Genomic DNA, 19,422 nt, shown 5'->3' on the forward strand with positions numbered 1-19,422 from the left:
CACTCGAGCCCGAACGACCATGACCCCGCCCCACACCCCGCCAGACACCACGACGGCGGGGCCACAGGCATGTCCGTAGGGTCGCAGGCATGAGCGACGACGAGCGGACCATGCGGGACCGGATGCTGGCCGGTGAGCTCTACATCGCCGACGACCCGGTCCTGGCACAGGAGTCGGACCGGGCGCAGCGGCTCGCGCACCGGTTCAACACGATGGACCCGGCGGACCACGTCGGGCGGCGTGGGGTGCTGACCGACCTGCTCGGGTCGTTCGGCGAGGGAAGCGAGATCCGGCCGCCGTTCCACTGCGACTACGGCTACCAGACCCACGTCGGGGCGCGCACCTTCGCCAACTGGGGGCTGACCAGCCTCGACGTCGCGACCGTGACGGTCGGGGACGACGTGCAGATCGGCCCGAACGTCCAGCTCCTCACCGCCACCCATCCCCTCGAGGCCGGACCGCGGCGCGACAAGTGGGAGGCGGCCGAGCCGATCACCATCGGCGACAACGTCTGGCTCGGTGGCGGAGTGATCGTGTGCCCGGGCGTCACCATCGGCGCGAACACCGTGGTCGGCGCGGGATCGGTCGTGACCCGCGACCTCCCCGAAGGTGTCCTTGCCGTCGGGGTGCCCGCGAAGGTCCTCCGCGAGCTCTGACCCGGGCCTGGCGGGTCAGGCCGCGTTCTCGAGCACGACAGCCAGCCCCTGCCCGACCCCGATGCAGATCGCGGCGACACCCCAGCGGTCACCGCTGACCCGCAGCCGCTCGGCGAGCGTCGCCAGGACCCGGCCACCCGACGCGCCGAGCGGGTGCCCGATCGCGAGAGCGCCGCCCTTCGCGTTGACCAGCGAGGCGTCGACGGGCCACGCGTCGAGGCACGCCAGCGACTGCACTGCGAAGGCTTCGTTGAGCTCGACCGCCGACACGTCGGACCAGGTGATCCCGGCGCGGGCGAGCGCCCGGTCGACCGCCTCGACCGGGGCGTAGCCGAAGTCCTGCGGGTCGTTGGCGAACACACCACGACCCGCGATCCGGGCCACCGGGTCGAGGCCGGGGACCGCCCCCGACGCGCCCAGCAGCACCGCGGACGCGCCATCGCTCAGGGGCGAGGCGTTGCCGGCCGTGATCGTCCCGTCGGGCCGGAACGACGGCTTCAGGCCCGCCAGCTTCTCGAGAGAGGAGTCCGGTCGCACCCCTTCGTCGCGGACCACGTCACCGACGGGGACGACCCAGCCGTCGTAGAAGCCCTCGTCCCACGCGGCCGCAGCCAGCTGGTGGGAGCGGGCGGCGAACTCGTCCTGCCGCTCGCGCGAGATCCCGAACCGCTCACCGAGGAGCTCGTTGCACTCCCCCAGCGAGACCGTCCACTCCGCCGGCATCGCCGGGTTGACCAGCCGCCAGCCGAGCGTCGTCGACACCAGCTCGGCGCTGCCGGCCGGGAAGGCGCGCGACGGCTTCGGGAGCACCCACGGCGCTCGCGTCATCGACTCCACACCACCCACCAGCACGACGTCGGCGTCGCCGGACTCGATCGCCCGGGAGCCCTGGATCGCGGCGTCGAGCGACGAGCCGCAGAGCCGGTTGACGGTCGTGGCGGGCACCGAGGTCGGCAGCCCGGCGAGCAGCACGGCCATCCGGCCGACGTTGCGGTTGTCCTCACCGGCCTGGTTCGCGCAGCCCCAGAAGACGTCGCTGATGTCGGCGGGGTCCAGCCCCGGCGCCCGGCCCAGCACGTCGGACACCACGGCCGCCGCGAGGTCGTCCGGCCGACGATCGGACAGGCCGCCGCCGAACCGGCCGAACGGCGTGCGCGCATAGGCGTAGACGAAGGCGTCGTGCGAGGTCATCTGGTCTCCTGCTCGGTCGGGTCCCGAGCGATCCTGCCAGCCGGCGTCCGACCGCCCAGGGCCGCGGCCAGCTTCAGGGCAGCCGACGACGCACTCGCGCTGGCGCTCGGTCCGAGGACGGCGAGCGAGGAGAGCAGCGCGGCGATCTCCGGCAGGTCGAGGTCGACCGGGCGCAGCCGGTCACCCGACACGTCCAACCGGACCCCGCCGTCCCGGCCCTGGCGCGTCTCGATCGGCAGCCCGGCGTCCCGCAGACGCGCCACGTCGCGCGCGACCGTGCGTCCGGACACCCCGAGCTCGACGGCGAGGTCGTCCAGCAGGAGCAGCGTCCCGTGGGCGGCGTACAGCCTCTCGACCAGCCACTGCTGCCGCTCGACGCGCCGGAGGGCGAGGTGTCCGTCGCGGGAGGCCGCCGCGAGCTCGGCCGAGGGGTCCATGCAGGCACGGTAGTGAACCCGACACCGGCTTGTCCGGGTTGCCCGGCACCGTGGGTGCCATGACCACCACAGCAGACATCGCCGCCACGTTCTTCACCGACTACGCCGCCGCGCTGCTCGCGCGCGACGAGGACGCGATCGCCCGGATGTACGCCGTCCCGGCCCTCGTCCTCTTCCCCGGCCGGGCGATCGCGGTCTCCGACCGCAGCCAGACCGCGGAGTTCTTCGCCTCGTCCTGGGAGCAGTACGACGGCGTGGCCGAGGCGGAGCCCGACGTCACCGTCCTCGCCTCGACCGCCGACGCGATCTGGGCCGACGTCCGCTGGAGCTTCGACGGCGCCGAGCGCGAGCGCTTCTGCTACCAGCTCGGCCGCACCGACGACGAGTGGCAGGTCGCCGTCCTGACGCCGCTCGATCAGCCCGGCTCCTAGGGCGCGCCTCCCCCGATCGTGCCGCTCTCCGGCGGGTTCCGATACGTTCGTCGACCATGTCGACGATCTCAGGCACGACAGAAGAACGAGGACTCGCCCGCCTCGCCCAGAAGAGCGCGGCGTGGACCGAGAAGTGGTTCCCCGACGCCTACGTCTTCGCCCTCGCCGGCGTCGTGATCGTCTCGGTCGCCGCGATGGTCAACGGCTCGAGCCCGGTCACCGTCGCCGAGACCTTCGGCGGCGGCTTCTGGGACCTCGCGACCTTCACGCTCCAGATGGCGATGGTGGTGCTGACCGGCTACGTCGTCGCGACCTCGCCGCCGGTCGCGAAGGTCATCGAGCGGATCGCGCTCTACCCGTCGACGCCGCGCGGCTCGGTCGCCTTCGTCGCGCTGCTGTCGTGCCTGGTGTCGATGCTCAACTGGGGCCTCAGCCTCGTCTTCAGCGGCCTGCTCGCCCGGGCGATCGCGCGCCGCACCGACCTGCGCGCCGACTACCGCGCGCTCGGCGCGGCGGCGTACCTCGGGCTCGGCGCCGTCTGGGCGCTCGGCCTCTCGTCGTCGGCCGCCCAGCTCCAGGCGACCGCGGCGTCCCTCCCGCCGGAGCTGCTGGAGATCACCGGCGTGCTCGACTTCGGCACGACGATCCTCACCTGGCAGTCGCTCGTGATGGCCGCCGTCCTGATCGCGCTCAGCGTCGTCATCGCCTGGGCGTCGGCCCCGCAGGGCAAGGCGGTCAAGACGGCCGAGGACATGGGCATCGACCTCTCCGACGAGGTCGCGCCGATGGCCGAGCGCACCCGGCCCGGCGAGTGGCTCGAGTACTCCCGGATCCTGCCGGCCCTGGTCGGCCTGCTCACGCTCGGCTGGCTGGTCCAGCAGCTCGCGACGCTGCCCTTCCTCACCGTGATCAGCAGCCTCAACGGCTACCTCATGGTCTTCCTGATCCTCGGCCTCGTCCTCCACGGCACCCCGCGCGGCTTCCTCAACGCGGTCACCAAGGCGGTGCCGACGACCGCGGGCGTGCTCGTCCAGTTCCCGCTGTACGCCGCCATGGCCGCGGTCCTGACCCGGGCCGAGGGCCGCGGTGGCGTGACCGTCTCGCACCACCTCGCCGACCTGTTCACCAGCATCGGCGGTGGCGGCGCCTTCGCCGTGGTGATCGCGCTCTACACCGCGCTGCTCGGCCTGCTCGTCCCGTCCGGCGGCGGCAAGTGGCTGGTCGAGGCGCCCTACGTCATGCAGTCCGCGACCGACGTCGGGATGAACCTCGGCTGGACGGTGCAGATCTACAACGCCGCGGAGGCGCTGCCCAACCTGGTCAACCCGTTCTTCATGCTGCCGCTGCTCGCCGTGCTCGGGGTGCGGGCGCGCGACCTGGTCGGCTTCACCTTCCTGCAGTTCCTCTTCCACCTGCCCGTGGTGCTGCTGCTCCTCTGGCTGCTCGGGATGACGTTCGAGTTCGTCCCGCCGGTGATGCCATGAGCGCGTCGCTGGCGCGGGTCGTCGCCCCCACCGGAACCCTCCGCGTCGTCATCAACCTCGGCAACCCGGTGCTCGCCCAGGGCACGGCCGACGACCCGCGCGGCGTCACCGTCGCGATCGCGCGGTCGGTCGCCGACTGGCTCGGCGTCCCGCTCGAGCTCTCCTGCGTCGAGGCCGCACGCGACTCCTACGCCGCGATCGTCGAGGGGCGGGTCGACCTCTGCTTCCTCGCCAACGAGCCGGCCCGCGAGGAGGGCGTCGCGTTCACCGCGCCCTACGTCCTCATCGAGGGCGTCCACGTCGTCGACGCCGACTCACCGCTGACCTCCGCCGACCAGGTCGACCGCGACGGGGTGCGGATCGGCGTCCGCACCGGGTCGGCGTACGACCTCTTCCTCACCCGCAGCCTCCAGCACGCCGAGCTCGTGCGTGCCGACGAGGCGACCGACGTCTTCGAGGAGCAGGGCCTCGACGCGGCGGCCGGCGTGCGCCAGCCGATGGAGCAGTACGTCGCCGCGACCGGGCGCCGGATCCTCGAGCCGGCCTTCATGGAGATCCAGCAGTCCGTCGGCCTGCCGCGCGGGCTCGACCCCGCGGTCGTGGCCGCGGTGGCCGCGCACGTCGAGGAGCTCAAGGCCTCCGGATTCGTGCGCGACGAGCTGGTCCGCAGCGGCGTCGAGGCCACGGTCGCGCCGCCCTCCTGAGGGGGCCGGGCTAGCGTGGCTGCATGGTCGACGACCACACCCGACGCTCTGCCGACGCGGCCATGCTGCCGCTCGTCGCCTCGCTCGGCCCGGTGGGGGTCACGGCGGCGCACTGGCTGCCCGACCGCGACGGCGGCCCCGTCGTGTGGCTGCAGGTCCCGACCGAGGCGGCCCGGGTCGCCGTCCAGTCCTACAGCTGGGTGCTGCCGCAGGTCCAGGCGATCCTCACCCGCGTCAACGTCGAGCCCGAGCACGTGCTCCGGCTGCGCCTCGAGGTGACGTCCGCGGAGGCCGAGGACCAGCTCTTCACGGAGTGAGCTTGGCCTCGACCGCGTCCTCGATCGCGTCGTTGAAGCGCGCCAGGCCGCCGGCCAGGTCGGCGACCGCCCGCTCCCCCAGCGTGTCCACGATCATCCGGAGCCCGTCGGCGCGCGCCCGGGACTCGACCCGGTACGCCGTCTCGCCCGGCGCCGTGGCGCGGACCAGCATCGCCGGCGAGTCCGGGTCGTCGTAGCGCTCGACCCACCCGCGGTCGACCGCTGCGTGGACCTGGCGGTTGATCGTCGACTGCTCGAGCTGGAGCCCCTCCGCGAGCCCGCGCAGGGTGTGCGGCCCGTGCTCGACCACCAGCCACAGGATCTTGAACGCCGAGGCGTCGAGGTCGGTCACCGACGCGTTCGTCTCGCGCCTCCGGCCGAGCCGCATGAGCTCGTGCCGGAGGGCGGTCAGGGTCGCGTCGGTGACCTGCACGACGTCACGCGTGGGCATCGGCCGGTGTCTCGTCGGTGGTCTCGTCGAGCTCGACGCCGATGGCGTCGGCCCGGCGCTTCACGACCGGGACCATCGAGGCGAGGGCGACGCCGACGAACGCGGCGACGGCACCCACCACGAAGCACCAGCGGAAGGCCGACTCGCTCGGGACGGCGAACCCGCCGAGGTCGACCGTGCTGCTGGTGAGCAGCGTGGCCATCACGGCAGCGGCGAGCGTCGTACCTGCCGAGCGCATCAGCCCGTTGACGCCCACCGCGGAGCCGGCCTCGTGGGCGGGGACGGAGTCGAGGATCAGCGTGGGCATCGCGGCGTAGCCGATGCCGACACCGGCCGAGGCGACGCACGAGGCGACGAGCAGCTGCCACGGTGCGGCCATCATCACGAGCGCGACGAGGTAGCCCGCACCGAGCACGGTGGCGCCGATCATGAGCGTCTTCTTGGCGCCGATGCTCTTCATCAGCCCGCTGGACACCGGCGCGAAGACCAGCATCATCAGGCCGGCCGGGGCCATCCAGAGGCCGGCCGCGAGGATCGACTGGCCGAGACCGTAGCCGGTGACCTCCGGCATCTGGAGCAGCTGGGGCACCACGATCGACTGCGCCATCATGCCGAAGCCGATCGCGACGGCGGCGAGGTTGGTCATCAGCACGGCGGGAGAGGCGGTCGTGCGCAGGTCGACGAGCGGCTCGGACTGGCGGAGCTCGAAGGCGCCCCAGGCGAGCAGGACGACGATGCCCAGGACGATCGCGCCCCAGGTGCGACCGCTGTCCCAGCCCCAGGTGCTGCCCTTGGAGACGCCCACGAGGAAGGACGAGAGACCGATGGCGAGGCCGATCGTGCCCGGGATGTCGAGCGTGCCGTCGTGGCCGTCGTGCACGTGCGGGACCGCGAACCAGGTGAGGGCGGTGATCACGGCGGAGAGGCCGGCGGCGACCCAGAACAGGGCGTGCCAGTCGCCCGAGTCGGCGATCCACGCGGCGAGCGGCAGGCCGATCGCGCCACCGACGCCGAGCGTGGCGCTCATCGTGGCGACGCCGGTCGAGGCCATCTCCGGCGGAGCGAACTGGCGGATGAAGGAGATGCCGACGGGGATGAACCCCATCGCCAGCCCCTGCAGGGCGCGACCGGCCAGCACCGGGACGAGCGAGTCGGAGACGGCACACACCACGGAGCCGATGGTGAGGAGCGCGGCGCTCGCGGTCAGGACGCGCTGCTTGCCGATCATGTCGGCGATGCGCCCGGCGACCGGCATGGTCACAGCTGCGGCGAGCAGCGTGATGGTGATGACCCACGACGCGTTGGAGGCCGACGTCGAGAGCAGCTGGGGCAGCTCGCTCTGGATCGGGATCACCATGGTCTGGGTGAGGGCGGCACTGAGGCCTCCGGCGCAGAGGACCGCGATCGCGAGTCCGGGGCGCTGCGCGGCGTCCGTACGAGTGGTCATGTGTGTAAGTTACATATGTTGCGGACCGCAACCAATTCGTCCCACGTGTGATCCGGGGCACACCTCCGCGGCTCGCTCACCGGCGGCGGATCCTGATGGGGCCCTTCGCCGTGGCGAGGTCGACCACCTGGCCGCCCTGGGTGATCTCGACCTCGCCGCGCGCGACGAGCCGGGCGGCGGCCCGGCGGGCAGGCTCCATCAGCTCGCGCCAGCCGTCGGCGTCGCCCACCTCGCGGGCTGCGTCGGACGGGCAGATGGTCGCCGTCGGGGCCCGTCGGGCGAGCAGGTCGAGGATCGCTGCCTCGAGGCGCTGGTCGGAGTCGCTCACCCGTCGAGTGTGCCTCGGACCCGCGCGAGCGAGCGGTAGAGCTCCGCGTGGAAGTCGGCGACCTCCGTCCGCTGGGCCCGCCGCTCGGCCACGGTGACGGCCCCCCAGCCCGGGTGCGCCACCGCGTCCTCCAGCGCTGCGCGCAGGGACGAGCCGTCCCGGTCCAGCCCGTCGTTGTGGAAGGTGAACACCGGTCCTTGGTCGGCGTAGTAGCCGCAGTCGGGGGCCACGACGGTGGTCCCGACGTCGCGACACGCCTCCAGCCATCCCGAGTGGGTGCCGAAGCGGTAGGGCAGGACGGACACGTCCAGCGAGGCGAGGTAGGCGTAGAGGTCGTCGTCGGTCATGAAGTCGTGCACCCGCAGGTCGACCAGACCGCGTGCCGCGGCGAGCCGCAGCTTCCGGGCCAGCGGCTCGTCGTAGCGGGCGCCGGCGGTCTCGAGCACGTCGCGGTGGCCGTTGACCTGCAGGACGGCACCCGGGGTCGCGGCGACGTACGCAAGGAGGGTGGACAGCAGGGTGAGCGGGTTCATGCTCGCCCGCAGGCTCTTCACGTGCAGGCCGATGCGCGGCCCGCGCCCGCGCTCGGGAGCAGCGTCGTGGACGCTCTGCATCGTCGCGAGGTCCACGACGTGCGGGTGCGGGACGACGTGCGCCGTGCGCCCCCACCGTCGCCGGATCTCCGCGGCGGCACCCTCGGTGAGGGTGACGAGGGCGTCGGCCGCCGGGACCAGCACGTCCAGCTGCGCGTCGTGCAGCGTGCGGTCCTCGTGGTGCGGGTTGCGCAGGTCGTGGACCGTGTAGACGAGCGGGGTGCCCTTGCGCCGCAGCGCGTCGACCACCGTGCGGAGCCCGTCGGCCGACCACGCGTCGAAGCCGAACTGGAGGTGGAAGACGTCGAAGTCCTCGCGCGCGATCCACGCGGGGTCCAGCATCACCGGCGGCCACCACGCGCCACGGGCGATCCGACTCGGGTCGTCGGGATCGGGGTCGGGCAGCCGTAGCACGCGGGTCTCCACCGTCTCCGCGAGGTGTCGGACGTAGACGTGACGTGCGGGCACCGACGCGACCACCACGGCGTCGTCGCTCACGGTCCGCGGGATCACGTGGCGCTCCCGCGTGCCCAGCCGCCGTCGGGGAGGCGTACGACGAGCCCCTGCTCCTCGAAGGACGCCAGCCAGCCGGTCATCGGCCACCACCCCCACCGCCGCGCGAAGAGGGCGCCGTTGCGCAGGATGTCGTCGAGGTGCCGCACCGGAGGACTCTCCGTGTCGTGGTGCTGGTGGTAGGCCCGCGCTCCGCCGACCCAGCCCAGGGGACGTCCCGACGCCGCCCAGGTCCGGCCGAGGTCGGTGTCCTCGCCCCCGTAGCCGGCGTACTCCTCGCAGAAGCCTCCGACGCTCGACCACGTGCGGGAGTGCACGGCGTAGGACAGCGACCAGAACAGGTCGGGGTCACCCCCGGTCCACCGCTGGCCCGGTGCCGGCGCGGGACGTGCGGGGTGCGGGGCGTCGTGCTCCGCGAGCGCCGACGGGGCGATCCCCCGCGCCGAGGCCGGGAGGTAGGTCACGGGCCCCGACCAGAGGACCGTCGGCTCCGAGCGCACGGCGTCGCGGTACGCCGCCACCAGGTCGGTCCCGACCAGGCAGTCGACGTCCAGGCCGACGACCACCGTGGCGCCGGCCTCGGTCGCCACGGCGGCGCCCAGGTTGCGGGCTGCGGCCAGCGGCAACCCGCGCGCGTCATCAGGTGCGCGGACCACGCGCGTGGGCACCGGTCCCTCCGGCCGCCACGACTCGAGCACCGGGTCGGACATCGCGACCACGACGTGGAGGTCGGGACGCAGGCTGCCGGCCAGGAGGGACTCGCGCTGCCGGTGGAGGTGCTCGTGACGACCGTGGGCGATGGTGACCACGGCCGTGCGGATCCTCATGACGTGCTCCCGGTCAGCGCGACGGCCTCGATGACGGCGACGAAGCGGTCGACGGCGCGCCCGTCGCTCCAGAGGTGCCACAGTCCGGCGTCCAGGGAGGCGGTCTCGTCGAGCAGGGCCGTCCATCCCGATGTCGGGAGGTGCGACAGCACGCGGCACGGCCAGGCCGCCCCCTCCAGCACCGCCCCGGTCGCCACCTGCTCGTCGAAGGGGCGTCGCGCCAGGACCACGACCGCCGGGCGTCGCGCGGACGCGACGTCGGCGATCGAGCTCTGGCCGGCCTGCAGGACGACCACGTCGGCGTCGCGCATGGCGGATCCCGGGTCGTCGCTCCACTCCCCCGAGCCGCCCAGCACGCGCCACGACCAGCCCGGGCTGTCGGCCACGATCCGCTCGACCTGCTCGCGGGTCGGGTGGCCGCCCCCGCGGCCGGAGACCAGCAGCGCCGAGCGGCGGCCGTCGCTGCTCGCCGGCGGCGCGACCGACCGCATGCCCAGCGGGATGCGTGACATCCCTCCCACCTGGTGCAGGCGTCCGCGATCGACGGGAGTCAGTCCCCGCACCATGTCGCTCGCCTCGGGCGGCCAGGCGGCGACCAGCGCGGTGCTGGCGGCGTACCCGCTCCGGTGTGCCCGGTCGCTGCGGTCCCCCGGCATCACGATCGACACGACCGGCACCCCGTGGAGGCGCGCGAGGAGGGCGACCTCCGCCGAGACGTCGCTGACCAGCGCGGCGGGCCGTGCTCGCGAGATCCACGAGGAGATGACCGCCATCCGGCTGCGCAGGCCGGCGTCGCCGAGAGGCGCCCAGTGGAGCGAGCCACCGGCCGTCGGGTCGGTCGGGACCTCGCCCCGGTCGTCGCGGTCGAGGAGCACCCAGTCGCCCGTCCAGTCGTCGGGGCGCGGGAGCGAGGACAGGCCCGTCACCGGGAGGTGGGTGGCCACCGCCCGGGCGCGGTTCAGGTGTCCGGTGCCGACGTGGTGGACGTAGTAGCCGATCACGCGGCCTCCTCGAGGAGCAGCGACGCGAACAGGGCCTCGTAGTCGTCGACCATCCGGGCGAGGCCGTGCGCAGCGGTCGCGTGCGCGTGGACCGCACGGCGGTCGAGCCCGGCGGCGGCGTCGATGGCAACCGCGAGTGCGGGCACGTCGCGGGAGGTCGCGAGCCGTCCCGACTCGGGGGTCACGATCTCCACGAGACCGCCGCGGGCGTATCCCGCCACGGGTGTCCCGCACGACATCGCCTCGGCGGCGACCAGGCCGAACGGCTCGTCCCAGGTGGGCGTCACCAGCGCGACCTCGGACGAGCCCACCAGCCGGCAGAGCTCCTCCTGGCCGAGGTGCCCGGCGTAGCGCACCTCGGGACCGAGCCGGTGCCGGACCTCCTTCTCGAAGTAGTCCTCGTCCATGATCGGACCGGCGAGCACGATCGCGCGCCCACTGCGTCGCGCGGCATCGATCGCCTCGTGGGGCGCCTTCTCCGGTGCGATGCGCCCGGACCAGACCGCGTCCTGCCCACCCGGGCCGGGCTTCCAGCGAGCCCCGTCGACGCCGTTGAGGATGGTGTGCGACGTCGTGGCGTGGGCCCAGGCGCGTCCCATCGCCGCGCTGACCGTGACGAAGGTGCTGCCCGATCCTGCGACCTCGATCGCCGACTCGAGCCACGGGACGGGCGGCGTGTGCAGGATCGTCACCATCGGCACGGGCAGCACCGACGCCATCGCCACCGGCAGGTGGTGGAGGCTGTTGTTGAGCACCACGTCGAACTCGCGGGCTCCACTGCGGACCAGCCGCATCATCAGCGTCAGGTAGGCGTGGTGCTCCTGCATCCAGAGCTCGGGAGGGGCCGCGACGTCGGCACGTGCCGCGCGGCTCGCGCGGAACGGCGGCACGTCGAGGAGCTCGACCGGGCACTCGAGGTGGGACCCCGGCGCCGCGAAGACCGACACGGTGTTCCCACGCCGGTGGAGCTCGGTCGCGAGGGTGGAGGTGTGCGCCTCCAGCCCGCCGGCGAAGGGCTCGCGGATCGGGAACCTGCTGGAGGCGATCAGGCACACGCGCAGACCCCCGGTCACCCGGGTTGCTCGCCGGACGGGGGGCAGTCGATGGGAAGGACGGACATGGGCGACTCCACGGGTGCGGGGACGCTCGGGCGAGCGTTGCGAGCCCATGGGGTACCCCGTCCTGCTCCGGGCGATCCAGCAGTCCCGCCCCTTGGGGGTGTGGGCCCCCGGACGGAGCTGGGCTACGTTTCACGAGCGGGGCATCGACGATGCCCGACCATCCAGGACTTCGATGGCGCCTTCCAGCGACCTCGGAGCTTCCATGCGCCCCCTCAGCACCCCGCCGACGCCTGACCGGGCCGAGACCACCGCCCGGCTCGTCGACCGGCTCCGCGGAGACGTCGATCCCGTGCAGCGCGAGGAGCTGGTCCTCGAGCTGATCCTCGTCAACCTCCCCGTCGCCCGGCGCATCGCCCGGAAGTTCGGGGGGCGCGGGTGCGAGGGCGAGGACCTCGAGCAGACCGCCTACGTCGCGCTGGTCAAGGCGGCCCAGCGCTTCGACCCGACGGCCGGGCACGACTTCCTGACCTACGCGGTGCCGTGCATCACGGGCGAGACCAAACGGCACTTCCGCGACCACGGGTGGATGGTCCGGCCACCTCGCCCGGTCCAGGAGCTGAGGATGCTCGTCGAGCGCGAGCAGGTGCGGCCCGACCCGACGACGGGTCGACCGCCGACCGAGCGCGAGCTGGCGGCGCGCCTCGACGTCGCGGTGGAGCTCGTGCGAGAGGCGCTCCAGACCGCCGGATGCTTCGCGCCGTCCTCCCTCGACCGCCCCGTTCCCGGGACCGCCGACCTCGTCCTCGCCGACACCTTGGTGGACGCGCGCTCGGTGAGTGACTTCGAGCTGGCGGAGGCCCGGACAGTCCTCGGTCCCGTGCTGTCGGCACTGGCACCGTTCGACCGACGCCTCCTGCACCTGAGCTTCGTCGACGAGAGGACCCAGCGCGAGATCGGCGACGAGCTCGGCCTGAGCCAGTCCCAGGTCTCCCGGCTCGTGCGGGACACCCTCGCGCGCCTGCGCGAGACCATCGACGGCGCGGCCGGGTCGTGCCGGGACGCGGCCGCGTGAGCGTGGCCCCAGCGCGGCGCCGGACACGGTGCCTCCATCGGTGAGCGCTCGCACGACGGGGCCGGCGACTCGGCCCTCGAGTGGTGCCGCCGCCTGGTCGAGTCGCAACCCGCGGGTGCCACCGACCCCGCGGACCCGGTGGACCAGCTCCGGCGGGTGTGCCTCGCCGCCCGCGCCGGGCTCGGGATGGCGACGGCGGTGGTGCTCGTCCGCTCCGACAGCGAGAGCGAGACGCTGGCGGCGGCCTCGGACCGGATGGGAGCCGACGCTGCCGAGCTCGAGTACAGCCTGGGGGAAGGCCCCTCGCGCGACGCCCTCCGCCTCGGTCGGCCGGTCCTGCGCGGGGATCTCGACGGCGACGCCGCCTGGGTGGCGTACGCGCCCGCCCTCGCCGCCCGGGGCCTGCGCTCCGTGTTCGCCCTTCCGCTCCAGGTGGGGGCGGCCAGGTTCGGCGTGCTCACGATGTACGGCCGCGACCCGCAGGTGCTCGACGCCGAGCGGACCACACGCTGCCTGGCGATGGCCGAGCTGGCCACGCAGGTCCTGCTGCGCGGCACCGCCAGCGGGGCGAGCGACAGCCTGGCCCACGCGCTGGACGAGGCGATCGACCTCCGGGTCGAGATGTTCCAGGCCCAGGGCGTGGTGATGGTCGCGCTGCGCACCGACCTGGCCACGGCGCTCGCCCGGATGCGGGCGCACGCCTTCCAGACAGGCAGGAGCCTCCACGAGGTGTCGCTCGACATCCTCGCCGGCCGCTTGACGCTCACCGATGAAGGGTCAGACTCATGATGGTGTCGCTCGACCACAGAAGCACGTCCACAGCGGTGATCGGAGAGCCTCGATGATCTCGACCGCACGACTGTCCGCACTCTTCGTGGAGGTCGCGGACACGCTGGTCGACGACTTCGACCTCGTCGACTTCCTCCAGTCCCTCACCGACCACGCCGCCGACGTCAGCGGCGCGGACGCCGTCGGGATCCTCCTGGCCGACCACCGCCGGGTCCTGCGGTTCATGGCGGCCTCCAACGACACGGGGAAGATGCTGGAGCTCTTCCAGCTGCAGAACTCCGAGGGCCCCTGCCTGGACTGCTTCACCACCGGACGACCGGTGGTGAACGCCCAGCTCGACGACGCGACCGCCAGGTGGCCCGTCTTCGCCCCCGCGGCGGTCGCCGGCGGGCTGCGGTCCGTGCACGCGTTCCCCCTGCGCCTGCGCGAGGACACGATCGGTGCCCTCAACCTCTTCAGTCGCACCGGGTCGCGCTTCGCCCCCGAGGACGTCCGGGTCGTCCAGGCGCTGGCGGACGTCGCGACGATCGCCATCCTGCAGGAGCGGAGCATCCTGCGTGCCGGGATGCTGACCGAGCAGCTCCAGGGCGCCCTCAACAGTCGCGTCGTCATCGAGCAGGCGAAGGGTGCCGTCGCCCAGCAGCAAGGCATCCCCCTGCAGGAGGCGTTCGAGCTGATGCGCGCGGAGGCGAGGTCCTCCCGACGCCGCCTGGCCGAGGTCGCGGAGGACGTCCTCGCCGGCCTCGCCCCACCCCCTCCGAAGCCTGGTCGTCACGGCGCGTGAGCCGCCTGTTTCACTGGTTCCATGCGTGCACTCGTCCAGCCCCAGTTCGGCGACCCGTCCGAGGTCCTCTCCGTCGAGGAGGTGCCGACCCCCGAGCCCGGCCCCGGTCAGGCGCTCGTCCGCGTCCTGCTCTCCCCCATCCACAACCACGACCTGTGGACCGTGCGCGGCAGCTACGGCTTCAAGCCGGAGATGCCCGCCCGTGCCGGCACCGAGCTGGTCGGGGTCGTCGAGGCGCTCGGGGAGGGTGCTGACGGACCCGAGGTCGGCACCCGGGTCGCGATCGGCGGCGCCTTCGGCGCCTGGGCGGAGTACGTCGTCGCGACCGCGAGGGCGCTGATCCCGATCCCCGAGCAGATGGGCGACGAGGCCGCCTCACAGCTGGTGTCGATGCCGTTCAGCGCGATCGCGCTGCTCGACTTCCTCGAGGTCTCCGAGGGCGACTGGATCGTGCAGAACACCGCCAACGGCGCCGTCGGCCGGATGGTCGCCCAGCTCGCGAAGGCGCGGGGCGTGCGCGTCCTCGGCCTCGTCCGGCGCGCGGCCGGCGTCGACGAGCTGCGCGAGCAGGGCATCGACGACGTCGTCGCCACCGACGACGACGGCTGGCGCGACCGGGTGAAGGAGGTCGTGGGCGACGCCCCGATCGTCGCGGGCGTCGACTCGGTCGGCGGCAGCGCGGCGGGCGACGTCGTCTCGCTGCTGGCCGAGGACGGCGTGCTCGTCGTCTTCGGCGCGATGGCCTCCCCCACGATGGCGATCGCGTCGGGCGACGTGATCTTCAAGCAGGTCGTCATCAAGGGCTTCTGGGCGAGCAAGATCTTCCCGGCGATGTCGGGCGAGAAGCGCGCCGCGCTGATGGGCGAGCTCGTCGCCGGCATCTCCGACGGCACCCTGACCCTGCCGGTCGAGAAGGTCTTCGGGCTCGAGGAGATCGCCGACGCGGCGCGCGCGAGCGCCCAGCCGGGGCGCCGCGGCAAGATCCTGCTGCGCCCCTGAACCATCTCCCTTCAGGACGCTCGTTGACCTGAATCGGTCGTAGCGTCGGAGCATGGACACACAGCAGCGGACCTTTCCGGAGGGCGTCCCGTCGTGGGTCGACCTCGAGCAGCGTGACCTCGCGGCCACGCAGGAGTTCTACGGCGGCCTGTTCGGCTGGCAGTTCGAGGCCGTCGGCGGCGGGCAGTACGTCATCGCCCGCCTCGACGGCCAGGACGTCGCCGGGCTCGCCGAGCCCGATCCCGGGGCGCCGCCGAGCCCGGGCGGGTGGACGACCTATGTCGCTGTCGAGGACGCCGAGGCGGCCGCCTCGCGCGTGACCGCGGCCGGCGGCAGGGTCGTCGTACCGGTCGCGGGGGTGGGTCCTGCCGGGCACATGGCGGTCGTCGAGGACCCGGCCGGTGCGCGCTTCCGGCTCTGGCAGGCGGGCCTCCGGCTGGGGGTCCAGGTCGCCAACGTGCCCGGTGCGTGGAACTTCAGCGACCTGCGCGGTGCCGACGTCGACGCCGTCCGCGGCTTCTACGCCGACGTCCTCGGCTGGGAGCTCGACGACATGGGCTTCTCGGTGCTCGTACGACGACCGGGCTACGGCGACCACCTCGCGGCGACCGTCGACCCCGGGATCCACGAGCGCCAGGCCGAGGTGTCCGCGCCGGCGGGGTTCGCCGACGCGGTGGCGTGGATCGACACCTCCACCCCGGCTGCGGAGGCTGCCTGGCACGTGAGCTTCACCGTGGCCGACCGCGACGCGACCGCCGCCGCCGCCGAACGGCTGGGCGGCACCGTGCTCGCCTCCGAGGACTCGCAGTGGACGCGGACCGCGGTGGTCCGCGACCCGCAGGGCGCGACGTTCACGGCCAGCCAGTTCACACCGGCCGGGTGAGCCTCAGCCGACCTGCATCTCCCCGAGCTCGTTCCAGTCGTCCTGGTCGACGCTCTGGCTGACGATCTTCGGGGTGGCGGCGAGGTACTGCGGGAGCTCGCCCTGGGCCGCCTTGAAGTGGTCGCTGCCGACGTGCGCACCGCCGGCGTCGCCGTCGCGGAACGCCTCGACGAGGACGTACTCGTTCGGGTCGTCGAGGCTGCGCGACCAGTCGAACCACAGGCAGCCCTCCTCCGCGCGGGTGGCCTCGGTGAAGGCCCGCGAGATCTCGGGCCACGCCTCGGCGTGCTCCGGCTTCACGGGGAACTTGGCGGTGATGAAGATCAAGGGACGCTCCTGGCTCTCGGTGGTGTCGTCCCAACCCTAGGGAGGAGCCCTACAGTGGCGGCGATCGCCATGACCCAGAACCCGTCCTCCGACGCCGGCCGCGCGCGCCGACTGCTGCTCGTCGTCGACGCCCCCTCGCTGCTGCACCGCAACCACCACGCGCGGGCGCACACGCGGCTCACCGACAGGCAGGGCCGTCCGATCTGGGCGCTGCAGGGGATGCTGCGCCAGATCCTCGAGTCGATCGACACGATCGCACCTGACGCCGTGGTCTTCGGCCTCGACGACCGGACCGGGTCCGTACGCCGTGACGCCTACCCCGACTACAAGGCCGGGCGCGCGGAGAAGGACCCCGAGCTGGTCGACCAGCTCGACCGGGCCGGCGCGCTGCTCGAGGCGCTGGGCCTCCTGACCGTGACCCCGGCCGGGCTCGAGGCCGACGACGTCAACGCCTCTGGAGCCACGTGGGCCGAGGCCCACGGCTGGGACTGCGTCATCATCACCTCCGACCGGGATGCCTTCGCCCACATCAGCCCGCACACGCAGGTGCTGCGGCTGATCGACGGCGGCATCCACGGGTCGCCGATGCTCAACCCGGCGCGGCTGTTCAACATGTACGGCGTCCGCGCGGCCAACTACCTCGCGTTCGCCGCGATGCGCGGCGACTCCAGCGACAACCTCCCCGGCGTGCAGGGCATCGGCGAGAAGACGGCGGCGATCCTGCTCGACGTCGCCGGCTCGATGGACGCCGTGTGGGCCGACATCGACCACCAGGACGGTCGCAACCTCCTCGCCGCGCTCGACGACTGGTCGGCCGAGACCGGTGGGCGCCGCATCGGCGCCACCGTCGTACGACGCCTGCAGGCCGACGGCGCGCGCGAGCGCTACGACTTCAACGTCGAGATGATGTCGGGCAAGGACGACCTCGACCTCGGTCTGACGCCCGACGTGCCCGGCTCGCGGGGGCTGCTGCCGCTCGACTTCGACCGGGTGAGCCGGGTGGTCGGCTTCCTCGACAACGACTTCACCACCGACTTCGCGGTGCGGGTGCTGACCAGCCGCCCGGCGTCGGGCTAGCTCGATCCGCCACTGACGATCGTGGGGACGATGACCGCCGTCATGATCGCGACGTTCATCGCGGCGATCGCCTGGGCGACGGCCTGCGCGACCGCGTCGCCGGTGACGACCTCCTCCGACACCTGCTCGATGCGCGCCTTGAGGTCCTTCTTCGACAACGCCCCCTTCTCCTCGGCGAGCACCTTCTCCGCCATGCCCAGGCCCTGGAGCACCGCCAGCAGCGTCGCGTCGGCGGGCTCCGGCATACCTCCCACCAGGACGGTCCGCAGCCGCTCGCGCACGCGGCGCTCCGGCTCGGGGTCGAGGACGGGGTACTTCGCGGGGACGAGGCCGAGCGCGCGCTTCTCCTCGATCCGGATCACGCCCTGCCCGGCGAGGGCCGAGGCGACCTGCTCCTCGACCGCGACCTTGCTGTCGGTGACCAGGGAGGAGAGCTTCTTGCCATCCTTCTCCTGCAACCTCGTCAGCGACGCGTCCAGCGCGGGATGGCCCGTGGGACCGGCGTCGAGGACGGTCATCCGTGGGTCCTTGTCGTCGCTGAGCGTCACCCGTTCGGCGATCACCAGGTCGGTGATGGCAGCAGCAGCGAGGCCGTAGGTGCTCGCGGCGAAGGCGCTCTCGGCCTTGCCGTCGTCGCGACGCAGGAGCAGGAAGAGGGACTCCGTGATCAACATGCCTCCGACCCTAGGCAGGGTCGGGCGTGGACGGATCCCCCGACTGACGGAGATCCACCCTCATCCACCTGGCTGCGAGGTCCACCGCAGGACCGAGGAGGACGATCACCGCGAGCGTGCCCACCCCGATCGTCGCGCCGAGCAGCCAGCCGGCGAGCGCTCCCCCGCCCTGGACCACGCTGTAGGACCACTTGAACGGCACCGGCGGGTCCCACGCGAGCGCCGCCGCCTCCGTCGGCCCGGCACCGGTGTGGCTGCCGAGGTAGAGCGCGATGCCCGCCGCGAGCACCGGGAACGCCGCCGCCAGCAGCACCCCGCGCCACACCAGGTCCCCGGGCGTCTCGATCAACCCGAGCACCACGGACACGGTCACGCCCACGAGCACCATCTGCACGACCGTCCCGATCCCCGGGTAGACCTTGCGCAGCGCCGCCAGCGCCACGAGCACGACGCCCACGAGCAGGTTGACGATCCAGAACGCGGCTCCCGAGGTCAGGGAGAGCCCGTTGATGAAGGTGGAGTACCCGTCCGAACCCAGGTCGGCCGCCAGCAGCAACGCCACGCCCGTCCCGAGCACGAGGCAGCCGAGCACGAGCATCACGAGGCGGCGGGGACCGGGGATCACGGGCACAGTTTCTCAGCCCACGGGCGCGCGCTGGTCGAGCAGGTTCCGCGTGGCCTCCGGTTGAGCAGCGAGCGCCGGCGAGCGTGTCGAAACCAAGGCGGCCCTCCGCCCAGCCGCTGGTTGAGCAGCGAGCGCCAGCGAGCGTGTCGAGACCAAGGCTCACCACCACCCTCCACCGTTGGTCGAGGAGGGCGCCCCCGCGCCCGTCACGAGACCAGACCCCCAGCCGCTGGTTGAGCAGCGAGCGCCAGCGAGCGTGTCGAAACCAAGGCTCACCACCCCTCCACCGTTGGTCGAGGAGGGCGCCCCGCGCCCGTCACGAGACCAGACCCTCTCTTGACCGAACCTCGCATCTCCGACCCTCGTCGCTGTCGGACCCTTCACCTATAATCGAACACATGAGCGAGGCAATGGTGACAGGCGAGGTGGGGGTGGACGACCTCACTACCTCGGCCCTGCTCGCTGCCCTGCGCGACCGCAAGGCCGTCGAGGACCGCGCCGCTGCCGACCAGCTCGACCTCGCCGCCCGGTGGGCCGACCTCCACCCGCCCGAGTCCATCCACCTCGCCGCGGCGTTCACCACTCCCGGCTCCGAGCACGAGGAGCCCATCGCCGGCGACGGCTGCCCCCTGGTCGCGGAGTTCTGTGTGGCCGAGCTCGGAGCCGTCCTCGGCATCTCGTCGACGGCTGCGAAGAAGCTGATCGGGCACGCCCTCGAGCTCCGCCACCGACTGCCACGACTCTGGGCGCA

23 protein-coding genes and 1 pseudogene are annotated in these 19,422 nt (G+C 72.9%); 12 read left to right on the forward strand and 12 right to left on the reverse strand.

Translation table 11 applies throughout. The features are described from left to right. Nucleotides 1-89 precede the first annotated feature (89 nt). Complete coding sequence (locus tag EUA93_RS21270; RefSeq protein WP_129402359.1) at nt 90-656, forward strand: sugar O-acetyltransferase; 567 nt, start codon at nt 90-92, stop codon at nt 654-656. Nucleotides 657-671: 15 nt separating this feature from the next. Here the strand turns inward: EUA93_RS21270 and EUA93_RS21275 are convergent, their stop codons facing one another. Both EUA93_RS21275 and EUA93_RS21280 read right to left on the reverse strand, forming a co-directional pair. After that, a complete protein-coding gene (locus tag EUA93_RS21275) occupies nt 672-1,847 on the reverse strand; it encodes a thiolase family protein (protein WP_129402360.1) in 1,176 nt (391 codons plus the stop codon). Further along, nucleotides 1,844-2,284, reverse strand: a complete 441-nt coding sequence (locus tag EUA93_RS21280; protein ID WP_129402361.1) for a helix-turn-helix transcriptional regulator — start codon at nt 2,282-2,284, stop codon at nt 1,844-1,846. Before EUA93_RS21280 ends, EUA93_RS21275 begins: the two co-directional genes overlap by 4 nt. Nucleotides 2,285-2,343: 59 nt before the next feature. On the opposite strand from EUA93_RS21280, the gene EUA93_RS21285 reads away from it, so the two are divergent. Genes EUA93_RS21285 through EUA93_RS21300 form a run of 4 tightly spaced genes read left to right on the forward strand, consistent with a single transcriptional unit; the run spans nt 2,344 to nt 5,220 of the window. Continuing rightward, on the forward strand, nt 2,344-2,715 hold the full coding sequence (locus EUA93_RS21285) for a DUF4440 domain-containing protein (RefSeq protein ID WP_129402362.1): 372 nt from the start codon (nt 2,344-2,346) through the stop codon (nt 2,713-2,715). 56 nt (nt 2,716-2,771) lie between these two features. Further along, nucleotides 2,772-4,199, forward strand: coding sequence for a short-chain fatty acid transporter (locus EUA93_RS21290; RefSeq protein ID WP_129402363.1), 1,428 nt, complete (start codon nt 2,772-2,774; stop codon nt 4,197-4,199). Continuing rightward, complete coding sequence (locus EUA93_RS21295; protein ID WP_129402364.1) at nt 4,196-4,903, forward strand: transporter substrate-binding domain-containing protein; 708 nt, start codon at nt 4,196-4,198, stop codon at nt 4,901-4,903. The genes EUA93_RS21290 and EUA93_RS21295 overlap by 4 nt, the downstream gene beginning before the upstream one ends. A gap of 23 nt (nt 4,904-4,926) precedes the next feature. Beyond that, on the forward strand, nt 4,927-5,220 hold the full coding sequence (locus EUA93_RS21300; protein WP_129402365.1) for a hypothetical protein: 294 nt from the start codon (nt 4,927-4,929) through the stop codon (nt 5,218-5,220). Here the strand turns inward: EUA93_RS21300 and EUA93_RS21305 are convergent. The 7 genes from EUA93_RS21305 to EUA93_RS21335 all read right to left on the reverse strand — a co-directional run bounded on the left by EUA93_RS21305 (nt 5,210) and on the right by EUA93_RS21335 (nt 11,453). After that, nucleotides 5,210-5,671 carry a MarR family winged helix-turn-helix transcriptional regulator gene (locus tag EUA93_RS21305; RefSeq protein ID WP_129402366.1) on the reverse strand — a complete coding sequence of 154 codons (462 nt, stop codon included), beginning with the start codon at nt 5,669-5,671 and terminating at the stop codon, nt 5,210-5,212. The genes EUA93_RS21300 and EUA93_RS21305 overlap by 11 nt on opposite strands. Further along, nucleotides 5,658-7,118, reverse strand: coding sequence for an MFS transporter (locus EUA93_RS21310; RefSeq protein WP_129402367.1), 1,461 nt, complete (start codon nt 7,116-7,118; stop codon nt 5,658-5,660). Before EUA93_RS21310 ends, EUA93_RS21305 begins: the two co-directional genes overlap by 14 nt. Nucleotides 7,119-7,194: 76 nt before the next feature. Continuing rightward, complete coding sequence (locus EUA93_RS21885) at nt 7,195-7,446, reverse strand: DUF3253 domain-containing protein (protein ID WP_207208893.1); 252 nt, start codon at nt 7,444-7,446, stop codon at nt 7,195-7,197. After that, nucleotides 7,443-8,537 carry a glycosyltransferase gene (locus EUA93_RS21320; RefSeq protein WP_242497568.1) on the reverse strand — a complete coding sequence of 365 codons (1,095 nt, stop codon included), beginning with the start codon at nt 8,535-8,537 and terminating at the stop codon, nt 7,443-7,445. The genes EUA93_RS21885 and EUA93_RS21320 overlap by 4 nt, the downstream gene beginning before the upstream one ends. 11 nt (nt 8,538-8,548) lie before the next feature. Then, nucleotides 8,549-9,379 (reverse strand): glycosyltransferase family 2 protein, encoded by an 831-nt coding sequence (locus EUA93_RS21325; RefSeq protein ID WP_207208894.1) that lies wholly within the window; start codon nt 9,377-9,379, stop codon nt 8,549-8,551. After that, nucleotides 9,376-10,380: a glycosyltransferase family protein gene (locus EUA93_RS21330; RefSeq protein ID WP_129402370.1), complete on the reverse strand. Its 1,005-nt coding sequence runs from the start codon at nt 10,378-10,380 to the stop codon at nt 9,376-9,378. The genes EUA93_RS21325 and EUA93_RS21330 overlap by 4 nt, the downstream gene beginning before the upstream one ends. Continuing rightward, nucleotides 10,377-11,453 carry a glycosyltransferase gene (locus EUA93_RS21335; protein ID WP_242497569.1) on the reverse strand — a complete coding sequence of 359 codons (1,077 nt, stop codon included), beginning with the start codon at nt 11,451-11,453 and terminating at the stop codon, nt 10,377-10,379. Before EUA93_RS21335 ends, EUA93_RS21330 begins: the two co-directional genes overlap by 4 nt. Nucleotides 11,454-11,703: 250 nt before the next feature. On the opposite strand from EUA93_RS21335, the gene EUA93_RS21340 reads away from it, so the two are divergent. The 5 genes from EUA93_RS21340 to EUA93_RS21360 all read left to right on the forward strand — a co-directional run bounded on the left by EUA93_RS21340 (nt 11,704) and on the right by EUA93_RS21360 (nt 15,968). After that, nucleotides 11,704-12,513, forward strand: a complete 810-nt coding sequence (locus tag EUA93_RS21340) for a sigma-70 family RNA polymerase sigma factor (RefSeq protein WP_165355264.1) — start codon at nt 11,704-11,706, stop codon at nt 12,511-12,513. A 138-nt stretch (nt 12,514-12,651) separates the two neighbouring features. After that, nucleotides 12,652-13,302, forward strand: a complete 651-nt coding sequence (locus tag EUA93_RS21345) for a GAF and ANTAR domain-containing protein (protein WP_129402373.1) — start codon at nt 12,652-12,654, stop codon at nt 13,300-13,302. 52 nt (nt 13,303-13,354) lie between these two features. Beyond that, nucleotides 13,355-14,086 carry a GAF and ANTAR domain-containing protein gene (locus tag EUA93_RS21350; RefSeq protein ID WP_207208895.1) on the forward strand — a complete coding sequence of 244 codons (732 nt, stop codon included), beginning with the start codon at nt 13,355-13,357 and terminating at the stop codon, nt 14,084-14,086. 21 nt (nt 14,087-14,107) lie between these two features. Next, nucleotides 14,108-15,085 carry a zinc-binding dehydrogenase gene (locus tag EUA93_RS21355; protein ID WP_129402374.1) on the forward strand — a complete coding sequence of 326 codons (978 nt, stop codon included), beginning with the start codon at nt 14,108-14,110 and terminating at the stop codon, nt 15,083-15,085. A 52-nt stretch (nt 15,086-15,137) separates the two neighbouring features. Continuing rightward, nucleotides 15,138-15,968 (forward strand): VOC family protein, encoded by an 831-nt coding sequence (locus tag EUA93_RS21360; RefSeq protein WP_129402375.1) that lies wholly within the window; start codon nt 15,138-15,140, stop codon nt 15,966-15,968. A 3-nt stretch (nt 15,969-15,971) separates the two neighbouring features. Here EUA93_RS21360 and EUA93_RS21365 read toward each other — a convergent pair whose 3' ends face one another. After that, nucleotides 15,972-16,295, reverse strand: coding sequence for a putative quinol monooxygenase (locus EUA93_RS21365; RefSeq protein ID WP_129402376.1), 324 nt, complete (start codon nt 16,293-16,295; stop codon nt 15,972-15,974). A 69-nt stretch (nt 16,296-16,364) separates the two neighbouring features. Between EUA93_RS21365 and EUA93_RS21370 the strand changes: the two genes are divergently transcribed. Continuing rightward, nucleotides 16,365-17,372: a 5'-3' exonuclease gene (locus EUA93_RS21370; protein ID WP_129402377.1), complete on the forward strand. Its 1,008-nt coding sequence runs from the start codon at nt 16,365-16,367 to the stop codon at nt 17,370-17,372. Here the strand turns inward: EUA93_RS21370 and EUA93_RS21375 are convergent. Continuing rightward, nucleotides 17,369-18,046 carry a GOLPH3/VPS74 family protein gene (locus tag EUA93_RS21375; RefSeq protein WP_129402378.1) on the reverse strand — a complete coding sequence of 226 codons (678 nt, stop codon included), beginning with the start codon at nt 18,044-18,046 and terminating at the stop codon, nt 17,369-17,371. The genes EUA93_RS21370 and EUA93_RS21375 overlap by 4 nt on opposite strands. 10 nt (nt 18,047-18,056) lie before the next feature. Then, nucleotides 18,057-18,671, reverse strand: a complete 615-nt coding sequence (locus EUA93_RS21380; protein WP_129402379.1) for a DUF6198 family protein — start codon at nt 18,669-18,671, stop codon at nt 18,057-18,059. A gap of 398 nt (nt 18,672-19,069) precedes the next feature. Here EUA93_RS21380 and EUA93_RS21385 point away from each other — a divergent pair. Then, nucleotides 19,070-19,422: pseudogene (locus EUA93_RS21385) on the forward strand (hypothetical protein); the annotation flags it as partial.

The sequence above is a fragment of the Nocardioides oleivorans genome (genome assembly GCF_004137255.1).
In the GTDB taxonomy this organism is placed as follows: domain Bacteria; phylum Actinomycetota; class Actinomycetes; order Propionibacteriales; family Nocardioidaceae; genus Nocardioides; species Nocardioides oleivorans.

What these genes read in the sequence shown, in the direction of transcription:
- EUA93_RS21290 (WP_129402363.1), top strand. Translation starts at nt 2,772, where the DNA reads ATGTCGACGATCTCAGGCACGACAGAAGAACGAGGACTCGCCCGCCTC.
- EUA93_RS21350 (WP_207208895.1), top strand. Translation starts at nt 13,355, where the DNA reads ATGATCTCGACCGCACGACTGTCCGCACTCTTCGTGGAGGTCGCGGAC.
- EUA93_RS21275 (WP_129402360.1), bottom strand. Translation starts at nt 1,847, where the DNA reads ATGACCTCGCACGACGCCTTCGTCTACGCCTATGCGCGCACGCCGTTC.
- EUA93_RS21355 (WP_129402374.1), top strand. Translation starts at nt 14,108, where the DNA reads ATGCGTGCACTCGTCCAGCCCCAGTTCGGCGACCCGTCCGAGGTCCTC.
- EUA93_RS21280 (WP_129402361.1), bottom strand. Translation starts at nt 2,284, where the DNA reads ATGGACCCCTCGGCCGAGCTCGCGGCGGCCTCCCGCGACGGACACCTC.
- EUA93_RS21360 (WP_129402375.1), top strand. Translation starts at nt 15,138, where the DNA reads ATGGACACACAGCAGCGGACCTTTCCGGAGGGCGTCCCGTCGTGGGTC.
- EUA93_RS21295 (WP_129402364.1), top strand. Translation starts at nt 4,196, where the DNA reads ATGAGCGCGTCGCTGGCGCGGGTCGTCGCCCCCACCGGAACCCTCCGC.
- EUA93_RS21270 (WP_129402359.1), top strand. Translation starts at nt 90, where the DNA reads ATGAGCGACGACGAGCGGACCATGCGGGACCGGATGCTGGCCGGTGAG.
- EUA93_RS21370 (WP_129402377.1), top strand. Translation starts at nt 16,365, where the DNA reads ATGACCCAGAACCCGTCCTCCGACGCCGGCCGCGCGCGCCGACTGCTG.
- EUA93_RS21325 (WP_207208894.1), bottom strand. Translation starts at nt 9,379, where the DNA reads ATGAGGATCCGCACGGCCGTGGTCACCATCGCCCACGGTCGTCACGAG.
- EUA93_RS21310 (WP_129402367.1), bottom strand. Translation starts at nt 7,118, where the DNA reads ATGACCACTCGTACGGACGCCGCGCAGCGCCCCGGACTCGCGATCGCG.
- EUA93_RS21285 (WP_129402362.1), top strand. Translation starts at nt 2,344, where the DNA reads ATGACCACCACAGCAGACATCGCCGCCACGTTCTTCACCGACTACGCC.
- EUA93_RS21340 (WP_165355264.1), top strand. Translation starts at nt 11,704, where the DNA reads ATGCGCCCCCTCAGCACCCCGCCGACGCCTGACCGGGCCGAGACCACC.
- EUA93_RS21305 (WP_129402366.1), bottom strand. Translation starts at nt 5,671, where the DNA reads ATGCCCACGCGTGACGTCGTGCAGGTCACCGACGCGACCCTGACCGCC.
- EUA93_RS21375 (WP_129402378.1), bottom strand. Translation starts at nt 18,046, where the DNA reads ATGTTGATCACGGAGTCCCTCTTCCTGCTCCTGCGTCGCGACGACGGC.
- EUA93_RS21300 (WP_129402365.1), top strand. Translation starts at nt 4,927, where the DNA reads ATGGTCGACGACCACACCCGACGCTCTGCCGACGCGGCCATGCTGCCG.